A 10,787-nucleotide genomic window follows, 5' to 3' on the forward strand; every position below is an offset into this window, starting at 1 on the left:
ATGGTGCATGACAGGCTTTCCTCCGATTCCGCTTCGCCCGCGCCGCCGCCCAGCTGGACCGTATCGACGCGCAACCGCGCCTCGTCGTTTGCGGTGATTCTCATCGTTGCAATGGTTGCAGCAGGCGTTGCCGCTCCCTTTTTCGTGCCACGCGCCGCACTTCAGGACCTGTTCTTCATCCTGACGATGTTGACGCTCGCGCAATGCTGGAACCTGCTTGCCGGCTATGCCGGGCTCGTTTCGGTCGGCCAGCAGGCCTTCGTCGGCTTCGGGGCCTACGTCATGTCCGCTGCCGTCATCCTCAGCGGGCTCAATCCTGTTGTCGCGATCGTGCTCGGCGGGCTTGCCGCCATGATGCTTTCCGTGCCGACGGCCTTTTTCGTCTTCCGGTTACACGGTGCCTATTTCGCGATCGGTACCTGGGTGATCGCCGAGGTAACGCGGCTGTCCCTGGCGCAGTGGAAGGCGCTCGGCGGCGGCACGGGAACATCGCTGCCTTCCGGTATCACGCGCGATCTGCCGGGTACCCGCTTTGCTGCCGAATGGTTCGGTGTGCGGCCTGCCCAGGCCGCGGATATGGTGTGCTATTGGCTGGCGCTTTTGCTGGCGTTTGCCGCCATCGGCTTTGCCTATCGGCTATTGCGTTCCAAGCAGGGATTGGGGCTTGCCGCCGTGCGTGACAACCGCGAGGCGGCAAGATCGGTCGGTATCGATCCAAACCGCATTAAATTTGCCGTCTATCTCGCCGCCGCCTTCGTCACGGGCCTGACCGGCGCGCTCATCTACCTGCAAAAAGCGCGCATCTCGCCAGATGCCGCCTTCTCGGTCACCGATTGGACCGCCTATGTGATCTTCATCGTCGTCATTGGCGGCATCGGCACGATCGAGGGACCGATCGTCGGCGTCATCGTTTTCTTCATTCTGCAGAAGCTTTTTGCCGATTACGGCTCTTGGTATCTGCTCGTTCTCGGCCTTCTCGGCATTGCCGTCATGCTGTTTGCCCCGCGGGGACTGTGGGGCCTATTTGCCGAGCGCACCGGACTTCAACTTTTTCCCGTTCGCCGCATCCTTGCCGGTGGACCATTGACCAGGACTATCAAGGGAGGGCCGCATGGCTGACATCAATACCGACGTTTTGATCATAGGGACAGGCCCTGCCGGCTCGGCCTCAGCGGCACTGCTTGCCAGCTACGGCGTCGAGACTATGGTCATCAACCGCTACCGCTGGCTGGCCAACACGCCGCGCGCGCATATCACCAACCAGCGCACGATGGAGGTTTTGCGCGATCTTGGAAGGGATGTCGAGGACGAGGCCTATCTCTTTGCCACCGGGCAGGATTTGATGGGTCAGAACGTCTTTTGCACCTCGCTTGCTGGCGAAGAGATCGGGCGTATGCGCAGTTGGGGAACGCATCCGGTGAGCCGGGCCGAGCATCAGCTGTCGTCCCCCTCGCACATGAACGATCTGCCCCAGACCTTCATGGAGCCGTTGCTCTTCAAGACGGCATGTTCGCGCGGCGCGCAGGCGCGGATGTCGACCGAATATATTCGCCACGAACAGGACGCCGACGGCGTAACGACGACCTGCCGCGACAGGCTCACAGGCGCGGAGCTCACGGTCCGGTCCAAATACCTGATTGGCGCCGATGGCGGCAACTCCAAGGTGGCGGAAGATGCAGGGCTCAGCTTCGAGGGCCGTATGGGCGTCGGCGGATCGATGAACATTCTCTTTAAAGCCGATCTTTCGAAATACGTCGCCCATCGCCCCTCGGTGCTCTACTGGGTCGTCCAGCCGGGCGCCGACGTCGGCGGCATCGGCATGGGCTTGGTGCGCATGGTTCGGCCATGGAATGAATGGCTGATCGTCTGGGGATACGACATCAACCAGCCGGCACCGGATGTAGACACGGCCTTCGCCACCAAGGTGGTGCGCGACCTCGTCGGGGACCACGAGCTGGCGGTGGAAATCCAGTCGGTTTCGACCTGGACCGTCAATAATCTCTATGCAACGACGATGCAGAACGGCCGGGTCTTCTGCATGGGTGATGCCACCCATCGGCATCCGCCATCGAACGGACTGGGCTCCAATACGTCGATCCAGGATGCTTTCAATCTCGCGTGGAAACTCAGTTATGTGTTGAAAGGCAAGGCTGGTCCCGCTTTGCTCGACAGCTACCAGCATGAGCGCGCCCCGATCGCCAAGCAGATCGTGACCAGAGCCAACAAGTCGATCGAGGAGTTCGGGCCGATCTTCAAGGCGCTTGGCCTGCTCGATTCCATCGACCCCGTGAAAATGCAGCAGAACATGGATGCGCGCTGCGACGATACGCTGGCAGCCGAAACGCAGCGCGCTGCCATCCGTCAGGCGATCGCAGCCAAGGTCTATGAATTCGATGCCCACGGCGTCGAAATGAACCAGCGCTATCGCTCGGATGCCGTTCTCGCCGACGGTGAGCCCGAGCCGGCCTTCGAGAAAGATGCGGAGCTGCACTACCAGCCGACCACCTGGCCGGGTGCGCGGCTGCCGCATGCCTGGATCTTTGCCGATGACGGTGCCAAGGCTTCGACGCTCGATCTTTGCGGCAAGGGCCGTTTTACGGTGCTTACCGGCATTGGCGGCCGCGGTTGGGTCGAGGCAGCGAAGCTGCTCGGCCGTGAGCTTCGCCTCGACATCGAGGCCCATATCATCGGGCCGCGCCAGCATTGGCAGGATCTGACCGGCGACTGGGCCAATCTGCGCGAGGTCCGCGACAGCGGCATCGTTCTGGTGCGACCCGACCAACATGTCTGCTGGCGTCGCGAAACCATCGCGCAGGATCCCGTGGCGGAGCTTCGTCGCGCGCTGTCCTTTGTTCTAGCTTTGTGAGATTTTCGCTATGGAAACGCATGAAAAGGGATTTTTCACGGAGGAGAACTCCGTCGAGGTCGTCACCGGGCGCAATGCCAACGCGCGTGATCCGCGGCTGAAGCAGGTGATCGAGGTCATCACGCGCAAGCTGCACGAGGCGGTCAAGGAAATCGAGCCGACGCAGGATGAATGGTTCAAGGCGATCATGTACCTGACCCAGACCGGTCATCTCTGCAACGAGTGGCGGCAGGAGTTCATCCTGCTTTCGGACGTGCTCGGCGTGTCCATGCTTGTCGATGCGATCAACAACCGCAAGCCGTCGGGTGCGTCGGAATCGACCGTGCTTGGACCGTTCCATGTCGCTGACGCGCCCGAATTGCCGATGGGGGCCAATATCTGCCTCGATCAGAAAGGCGAGGATATGGTCATTCATGGCCGCATTCTCGATATCGACGGCCGACCCGTTGCCAATGCCGTGCTCGACGTCTGGCAGGCCAACGACGAAGGTTTCTACGACGTGCAGCAGAATGGCATTCAGCCCGACTTCAATCTGCGCGGCGTGTTCCGCACCGGCGAGGACGGCCGCTACTGGTTCCGGGCGATCAAGCCGAAGTTCTATCCGATCCCCGATGACGGTACGGTCGGCAAGCTCCTGGCGGGACTCGGCCGCCATCCCTATCGCCCGGCCCACCTGCATTTCATCCTCAAGGCCGACGGGTTCGAGACGCTGACGACACATATATTCGACCCCCACGATCCCTATATCAACTCCGACGCCGTCTTCGGCGTCAAGGAAAGCCTGCTGGCCGAATTCAAACGCGTCGACGATGCGGCGCGGGCTCACGAGCTGGAGTTTCCGGGCTGGTTCTGGGAGGTCGAATACGATTTCGTGCTGGCACCCTCGAAACCGGGCTAGGCTTTGCCGGCGACGCGAAAAGGCCGGAGCGCGACAACCTGTGCTTCGGCCTCACGCAGCCGATTGCGGCGACGGCCGCTCGGGCCGGACCCTTTCATTCACGCTCGGCCATGAAAGGGCCGTGGGCCCAGCGGATTTCCTGCTCGTGCTTTTCGACCGACCGGCGCAGCTCGGAGAATTCGCGCCGCAGATGTCCAATAAGCTTGCGGGCGGCCGGATTTGAATAGGGCTTCGTTCTCGTCATAATCCCGAGCGCGCGCTGCGGCTGCGGGATGTCAAGCGGAATGACGCTAATCCTGTTTTCACACCGGAACGAGTGAGCGACGGAAAGCGGCAGGATTGCCAGGGCGTCCGTTCCGACCAGATAGTTCAAGACGCTCATCAGGGAGCCTCCGGCGTAACGGATCGAAACTTCCTCAATTCCCAGCGTGAGCAGAATATTGTGCAGGTCCAGTACCAGCGGCGAGCCGGGGAGAGGAGCGACCCATGGATAATTGAGGATGTCCTCCGTTGCCAGATTGCGTTTGCGCATCAGCGGATGGCCCGCACCGCAGGCCAGCACGTTTCGCGCAGGCAGCAGTGGTTCGAACTGCTGGTCAGCGCGAAGGTCGGTGGAGCCCGTCGGTGTAACCGCGACATCGATCTGGCCGGATTCGAGCTCGCTTACAAGGTCGGAATAGTTGCCGTAGGACTGGTGCACCATGATCCCCGGCTCATCGTGCTGGAACGAGGCGATCATGGGCGAGACAACCGCATCCATGAAGAAAGGAACGCCGCCGATCCGCACGCGGCCGAACGAACCCGACTTGAAGCTGCGGATGATCTCCATCGCCTTGCGCGAGGACGCGAGAATCGCCTTGCCTTGCAGGCCAAGCTGTTCGCCAAGGGGCGTCGGCTGCATCGGCCGGCGCCCGGAAACGAACAGTGGCTCACCTACACGCTTTTCGAGGATGGAGATGGTCCGCGACACGGCCGACTGTGTCATGCCAAGCATGGCGGCGGCCTCCGTCACGCCTCCGGTTTCGATGACGGCGGCAAGCTGAACAAGGTGATGTTCCACAATCTTCATAGCAAAATGCTATAGTATTTATGAAAAATCTCATCAACAGTCGTTTTAGATCGGCTATATTTGCAGGTGTTGAGTGGTTGGCAAGCGGCTGAGAGCCTGATTGCCAATCGACGGGGAGAAAGCGGAGGAGGGCCGCGGCCCGGGACGATCGATTGTTTCACGGGAGGAGAACGATGGCACTTGTCAGCGGCTATCATCACTTGACCCTTTGCACCGATGGCGTGCAAGAGGATTACGATTTTTATACCAAAGCGCTTGGCCTTTATTCGGTCAAACGCACCGTGCTGTTCGACGGCACCATCCCCGTCTATCACCTCTATTACGGATCCCGCAGCGGCGAGGCTTCGACGATCATCACGACCTTTCCGTTCCGCAAGCCCGCCGTTTTTGGCCGCCGTGGAACGAACCAGTCGAAGATCATCCAGCAGGCGATCCCTGCCGGCGCGTCCGGCTATTGGGTCGAGCGGCTCAATGCCCGTGGTATCGAGGCTGAGAAAATATCGCGCTTCGGTATCGCGCGCGTGGCCTTCAAACACCCTTGCGGCATTCCGCATGAACTTGTCGAAAGCCCTGCAGACAACCGGCCGCCCATCGTCAACGAGGCGCAAGGGGTCACGGCGGAGCACGGTATCAAGGGCATTTACGGCGCGGCGATTGCCGTGTTCGATCGCACCGCCATGGATGACTTCCTGACAGTTGGCCTGTCGATGAAAAAGGAGGCTGACAGCAATGAGGGACTGATGTTCTCCGTCCCGAACGCAAACGGTCCCAACAGCATGGTCGAAATCCTGCATGAAGCAAATAGCCCGCAGGGCACCTGGACGCTTGCCGGCGGTACCATTCATCATCTGGCGCTGAACACTGGCGACGAACAGAACCAGCTGCAGCTGAAGGCGCATCTGGAGGGTTTGGGGTTCACGGACGTTTCCGACCAGAAGGATCGTAACTATTTCAAGTCCTGCTACGTCCGCTCACCGGGCGGCGCGCTGTTCGAGATCGCCTGGTCGGTCGAGGGCGGCTGGGCGCTTGACGAACCGGCCGACCGGATCGGTACCACGCTGGTCTTCCCGCCGTGGTTCGAGAACCGTCGCGAAGAGCTGATCGCCGGCCTGGAACCGGCCAACTTCTGAGCCGGAGCGATGGCGATGCATCATGAACCTCTCCTGCTCGGCGCTACGCCCGAGGAGGCTCAAGTCCACTGCGTCTTCATTCATGGGCGTACCCAGTCGCCTGAAGACATGCACGAGCAGGTGATTGGTCGGCTTAAGCCGTGGGGCGTGGCTTTTGTGCTGCCGCGTGCTGCCGGCAGAAGCTGGTACGGAGCGCGGGCGACGGAGCGGCTGACGCCAGCGACGCGAGAGGAACTGGAAGGCTCGCTGGCTTATATTCGCGGCATTGCCGACGAATTGACCCGTCGTCGCCACGCGACGCCTTTGTTGATCGGCGGCTTCAGCCAGGGCGCGTGCCTGGCTTTGGAATATGCGATGAAATATGGGCCATGGCGGGGTGCCATGGTCAATCTTACCGGCTGCCGAGTCGGCACCACGGAGTGCGACAGACCCTTTGCTGACCTTGATCGCATGCCGGTTTATCTGACCGGGTCCGACAAGGATCCTTGGATCCCTGTCGACGCTTTCGCCGATGCTGCCGAAAGTCTCGCGCGGGCACGAGCGAGTTTGCGTTGCGACGTCGTGCCCGACCGCGCGCACGAGGTGTCGGCCCAGGAAATTGGTGAGTTTGAAAACATGCTCTCGCAGATTGCCGGCGGTGATCGCGTAATACTTTAGAATGCGATCTTTCGATCTTCGTCAAGCACCCCTCGCTCAGTACTCTGGTTGATGAGATAGCCGCGCTTGGTCCCTTTATATTCCTTGGCGCTCCAATTGATCTTGGAATTGGAACAAGCCCATGCCTTGCGGGCCTTAGGGAAACTACAAGTTTAGGGAAACTCCAAGGGCGAAAAAGCGTTTTGATGCTGTGACCCTCATCGGAAGGAGACAGCAATGGCGGACAACAGCACCACAACGATCAGAGCCACTTTCCAAACACGTCAGGCAGCCGATCTTGCCGTCGAGCATCTGGTTCAGCAGCATGGAATTTCGAGGCCGGACATTTTCGTTCAGTCGGCAAGCGACCGCAACACTGCAGGTTCAGCGCCCTCGGGTGGAGATGCCTCGCATGATGAGGGGGCTCGCGGTGACGCACTGCTTGCAGGCGAGATCGAGGTCTCGGCGGATATCGCCTCAAGCCAGGCCGCCACCGTCAAACGCAGTCTCGCAGATGCCGGTGCACTGCATGTATGGAGCCGCTGAGCATAGCCGGCAACCCCAATCCAGGGCAGCATCGCTCCTCACCGATTGTTGAGCAGCTTACGTCCTGTCTGTGGATCATTGCTTTTCCTGCATTGGTTTGATGACGACCTCCTCTGCATGACAGCATGTACTCTCGATGACCCAGATCGTATCGCACCCGCGGGACGCTATAGGGTCGAAAGCAGACTGCTGTGGGCAATGTACGGCGACGGCTGGCCTGAAGAGGAAACGCGCGAACGCTTTTAGCCAATCTATTGTGAACTGAAGTGAAAGCACGTTCGTCTGAATGGGGAACGATGCGCCTTTATGACTGGGTTGTTCAAATGGAAGTTGCTCGATTGGAGGGAACAAGCAAGTCGTTCGATGGTTGGTCTTGGTATCGCCGGGAGGGACAATTTATTTCCGCCTGATGCGTGGAGAACAGACTGATGACGTTTGCAGCCGAGTCGGCCGGGGCGTTTAGCCATCCGCGGATCTATTATGTAAATCCGTTGCTCCTAACTGGGCGAGACCAATGGAGCGAAGCTTTTGATCATGCAAGCACGCTCGGTTTCGATATCGTGCTTTCCGCCCCGCCCTTCCTCGACACGAGGAGTGCCGGTCTTTGCTCCACAGAGAATTATAAGCGATCGGATGCAGAGGCCAGACTTGAAGACGAAGTGAAGGAGGGTCTTTTCGCCCTGGCAAAAGATGCGCGCGAGCGGGGTGTAGCGCTTATGCTCGATCTCGCGGTAAAGCCGCGCGATGTAAGAACAGGGGTCTCGACCCCTCTCGACCCCCGGCGATCGCCGGGCTCTCCATCTCAGTCCCGCGCGCCATATTCGAGCGAGGTGACCGGCGAATGGGAAACGCACCTCGCAGACTTCGCGTCCTGCGGGATCATGGGGTATCGGGTCATTGGCCTTGACAGCCTGCCTGCTGAGGGTTGGCGACGATTGATCGCCAGCGCAAAGATCGCCGATCCGGAAACGAGATTCTTTGCCTATACCCCGGGAACTGATTTCGCTTTTCGTTCAGAATTGCAAGACTGCGGGTTCGATGGGGCCTTTTCGTCGCTTGCTTGGTGGGATCTGCGCGAAAGCTGGTTCCTCGAGGAATATCGCCTGCAGCTCCCTTTCGGGCCACAGATTGCCTTTCCGGAAGCGCCGTTTGGAAGGCGACTGGCGCATGGCACCGAAAGCAGGGAAATCCGCGAGCGAAAATCACGCCGTGCTCTCCATCTTGCAGCCGAACTCGGCGACGGATTGCTTGTGCCGATGGGATTCGAATTCGGCGCCACCCTGCCGCTCGATCCGACATATGGTCATGGGAAGGGTTTGCGTGTCCTCAAAGCCGAGGGAGCCTACGATATCTCGGCCGATATACGCGACCTGAATTCCGTTCCACGTGCGTCCACCCGATGGGTGCTCCTTCAATGTGACACAACGAGCCAAGTCACGGTGATCGCGCAGGCCGATCGGTCCACATTGCGGGAGGCAGCGCATGCGCGGCTTCTCGCTGTCAACAGAGATCTGCGTCGTGTCGCGGAACTCCCTGACGACATCATGCATCGCTTGGCCTCGCCTTTCCTGCCTATCGAGGTGTCCGGCGGCCGCAGGATCGCTCCCGGTGCCGTATGTGCCGTTACAACGCAGGCCCACTCTATTGTTACGGCTGACGAAGGGGAGCTGTCCCTCGCAGAAGCGACAGCCTCTCCGCGCATCGCCATCGAAAATATTACGCCGCAAGTGGATGACGGACGTTTTGCGGTCAAGCGCATCGTCGGCGACACCGTGATCGTCGAGGCGGACATCTTTGCCGATGGCCATGATCTGCTGTCGGCCGCCCTTCTTTACCGCGCTCGCGATGAGCTTGAGTGGCGCCGAGCGAGAATGGTCCTTTCCGAAAACGATCGATGGCAGGGGTTCTTCCTGCTCGATCGCCTCGGGCGTTTCGATTTCCAGGTCGAAGCCTGGAAAAATCCCTTCGCTATCTTTCGCTACGAGCTTTTCAAGAAGAGCGAAGCGCGGCTCGATCTGCGGCTGGAGCTGATCGAAGGCGAAGAATTGATCCGGGATGCTGCAGCCGATGACGGCATACCGATGACAGACGAAACCAGGACAGAACTCGCGGCGCTGCTTGCCGAGCTTGAAAGGCGTGATGGGCCAGGCAAGCTTGAATTGCTGCTTGCCACACGAACAAACGAACTCATGGCGCTCGCCGACCGCCGTCCCTTTGCCTCGCACTCGCGGACCTATGGTATCGAAGCCGAACGACGCGAGGCGGCCTTTGCAAGCTGGTATCAGATATTTCCACGCTCGCAGAGCGGGGACCCCAATCGCCACGGCACTTTCGAAGACGTCATCGCACGCTTGCCGGCCATCCGCGATATGGGTTTCGACGTGCTTTACTTCCCGCCGATCCACCCGATCGGCCATACCAACCGCAAGGGCCGGAACAATTCTCTTATCGCCGCTCCAACTGACCCGGGCAGTCCTTACGCAATCGGTTCGGAGGATGGCGGGCATGAGGCAATCCACCCCCTGCTTGGAGGATTCCATGACTTCGAGCATCTGATTACGGAAGCCAAGCGGTTCGGATTGGAGATTGCGCTCGATTTAGCGATTCAAGCCTCCCCTGACCATCCGTGGCTAAAGGAGCATCCGGGCTGGTTCGACTGGCGCCCCGACGGCACGATCCGCTATGCGGAAAATCCACCGAAGAAATACGAAGACATCGTCAATGTCGATTTTTACGCGCCGGAGGCGGTGCCGGCACTTTGGGCCGAACTTCGCGACATCGTCGAAATGTGGATCGAGGAAGGTGTCGACATCTTTCGCGTCGATAACCCCCATACCAAGCCTTTTCCCTTCTGGGAGTGGATGATCGGCGACATCCGCGCGCGTCATCCGAAGGTCGTGTTCCTTTCGGAAGCCTTCACAAGACCGAAGGTGATGTACCGGCTGGCAAAGGTCGGCTTCTCCCAGTCCTACACCTACTTCACCTGGCGCAACACAAGGGCGGAGCTGGAGGAATATCTGACCGAGCTTACTCGAAGTGAGGTCAGAGAATTCTTTCGCCCGCATTTCTTCGTCAACACGCACGACATCAACCCGGACTTCCTGCAGAACGCGCCGCGCTCTGCCTATCTCATCCGGGCCGCGCTGGCCGCCACACTGTCCGGGCTTTGGGGCGTCTATAACGGTTTCGAGCTTTGCGAAGGACGTCCGGATGCCAAGCGCAAGGAATATGCCGATAGTGAAAAATACGAAATCCGCGCCTGGGATTACGACCGACCGGGCAACATCAAGGCGGAGATCTCGATGCTCAACCGCATTCGCAGGGATAATTCAGCGCTGCATTCGCATCTCGGCCTGACCTTTCTGCCCTCGTCGAACCCCAACGTCATGTTTTTCGAGAAGGCAAGCGCCGGACGCCACAACGTTCTGTTTGTCGCCGTGACGCTCAATCCGCATGCGATAGAGGAAAGCAATGTCGAATTTCCGCTCTGGCGGTTCGGCCTGGCAGACGATGGCACAATCGTTTTCGAGGATCTCGTCAGTGGCCAAAGATTCAGCCGTACCGGGAAGTGGCAGATGATCAGGCTCGATCCAGCTCATTTGCCCTTTGCCATCTGGCGCGTCAGGGCAGGGGAGGTCTGAG

General features: G+C 59.7%; 8 protein-coding genes. 7 read left to right on the plus strand and 1 reads right to left on the minus strand.

From position 1 onward, the window contains the following. The 3 genes from PH552_RS02755 to PH552_RS02765 are packed head-to-tail and all read left to right on the plus strand — an operon-like array spanning position 1 to position 3,764. Positions 1-1,119, plus strand: a complete 1,119-nt coding sequence (locus tag PH552_RS02755; RefSeq protein WP_145645264.1) for a branched-chain amino acid ABC transporter permease — start codon at positions 1-3, stop codon at positions 1,117-1,119. Continuing rightward, a complete protein-coding gene (locus tag PH552_RS02760) occupies positions 1,112-2,866 on the plus strand; it encodes an FAD-dependent oxidoreductase (RefSeq protein WP_145645262.1) in 1,755 nt (584 codons plus the stop codon). Before PH552_RS02755 ends, PH552_RS02760 begins: the two co-directional genes overlap by 8 nt. Before the next feature lie 10 nt (positions 2,867-2,876). Then, positions 2,877-3,764: an intradiol ring-cleavage dioxygenase gene (locus tag PH552_RS02765; protein WP_169645264.1), complete on the plus strand. Its 888-nt coding sequence runs from the start codon at positions 2,877-2,879 to the stop codon at positions 3,762-3,764. A gap of 94 nt (positions 3,765-3,858) precedes the next feature. On the opposite strand, the gene PH552_RS02770 is transcribed toward PH552_RS02765, so the two are convergent. After that, positions 3,859-4,833, minus strand: a complete 975-nt coding sequence (locus tag PH552_RS02770; RefSeq protein WP_285165458.1) for a LysR family transcriptional regulator — start codon at positions 4,831-4,833, stop codon at positions 3,859-3,861. Positions 4,834-5,006: 173 nt separating this feature from the next. Between PH552_RS02770 and PH552_RS02775 the strand changes: the two genes are divergently transcribed. The 4 genes from PH552_RS02775 (at position 5,007) to PH552_RS02790 (ending at position 10,786) form a co-directional block, all read left to right on the plus strand. After that, on the plus strand, positions 5,007-5,963 hold the full coding sequence (locus PH552_RS02775; protein ID WP_145645257.1) for a VOC family protein: 957 nt from the start codon (positions 5,007-5,009) through the stop codon (positions 5,961-5,963). Between the two features lie 15 nt (positions 5,964-5,978). Further along, positions 5,979-6,620 carry an alpha/beta hydrolase gene (locus tag PH552_RS02780; RefSeq protein WP_285165459.1) on the plus strand — a complete coding sequence of 214 codons (642 nt, stop codon included), beginning with the start codon at positions 5,979-5,981 and terminating at the stop codon, positions 6,618-6,620. 216 nt (positions 6,621-6,836) lie between these two features. Beyond that, positions 6,837-7,145 carry a hypothetical protein gene (locus PH552_RS02785; RefSeq protein ID WP_169645262.1) on the plus strand — a complete coding sequence of 103 codons (309 nt, stop codon included), beginning with the start codon at positions 6,837-6,839 and terminating at the stop codon, positions 7,143-7,145. A gap of 428 nt (positions 7,146-7,573) precedes the next feature. Beyond that, positions 7,574-10,786: an alpha-1,4-glucan--maltose-1-phosphate maltosyltransferase gene (locus PH552_RS02790; RefSeq protein WP_145646677.1), complete on the plus strand. Its 3,213-nt coding sequence runs from the start codon at positions 7,574-7,576 to the stop codon at positions 10,784-10,786. Position 10,787: the final 1 nt, after the last annotated feature.

Origin of the sequence: Rhizobium aureum, from assembly GCF_030182495.1 — a bacterium.
GTDB lineage: Bacteria > Pseudomonadota > Alphaproteobacteria > Rhizobiales > Rhizobiaceae > Rhizobium > Rhizobium tropici_C.

Bases quoted from the DNA above. Each gene is read 5' to 3' on its own strand.
- PH552_RS02755 (WP_145645264.1), top strand. From the start codon at position 1: ATGGTGCATGACAGGCTTTCCTCCGATTCCGCTTCGCCCGCGCCGCCG.
- PH552_RS02760 (WP_145645262.1), top strand. From the start codon at position 1,112: ATGGCTGACATCAATACCGACGTTTTGATCATAGGGACAGGCCCTGCC.
- PH552_RS02765 (WP_169645264.1), top strand. From the start codon at position 2,877: ATGGAAACGCATGAAAAGGGATTTTTCACGGAGGAGAACTCCGTCGAG.
- PH552_RS02770 (WP_285165458.1), bottom strand. From the start codon at position 4,833: ATGAAGATTGTGGAACATCACCTTGTTCAGCTTGCCGCCGTCATCGAA.
- PH552_RS02775 (WP_145645257.1), top strand. From the start codon at position 5,007: ATGGCACTTGTCAGCGGCTATCATCACTTGACCCTTTGCACCGATGGC.
- PH552_RS02780 (WP_285165459.1), top strand. From the start codon at position 5,979: ATGCATCATGAACCTCTCCTGCTCGGCGCTACGCCCGAGGAGGCTCAA.
- PH552_RS02785 (WP_169645262.1), top strand. From the start codon at position 6,837: ATGGCGGACAACAGCACCACAACGATCAGAGCCACTTTCCAAACACGT.
- PH552_RS02790 (WP_145646677.1), top strand. From the start codon at position 7,574: ATGACGTTTGCAGCCGAGTCGGCCGGGGCGTTTAGCCATCCGCGGATC.